Below are 293 nucleotides of genomic sequence, written 5' to 3'. Positions count from 1 at the left end.
CTCTTTCTTGACCTCTTCGAAGTAGGGGCCGGTCTTGGCGCTGTATTCGGCGACGGTAACCCGCACTTCGCCAGCTTCTGCCTGCGCCGCGAAGGCCAGAATGCCCATTCCGGCCATCAGGCCGGCAGTCCATTTCGCAAGGTTCATCTGATCTCTCCCATTTGGTCCACGCTTTTGCGCTCCCTGTGCCGGTGCTGACACAAGATTTATGTGACTTTCCTACATTATCGATGAATTTGCCGCATGCAAGCGGATTATGATGTTGCTTAATTACATTCCATTCTTTAGCCTGC

General features: G+C 52.9%; 1 pseudogene. It reads right to left on the bottom strand.

Annotated features, from left to right (window positions below):
- A pseudogene (locus tag EN862_RS35665) lies at positions 1-147 on the bottom strand (sugar ABC transporter substrate-binding protein); the annotation flags it as partial.
- Positions 148-293: the final 146 nt, after the last annotated feature.

The organism is Mesorhizobium sp. M2E.F.Ca.ET.219.01.1.1, from assembly GCF_004016445.2.
Lineage (GTDB): Bacteria > Pseudomonadota > Alphaproteobacteria > Rhizobiales > Rhizobiaceae > Mesorhizobium.
The sequence above is the reverse complement of the archived record's forward strand: the minus strand, read 5'-3'. Positions and strand labels throughout refer to the sequence as shown.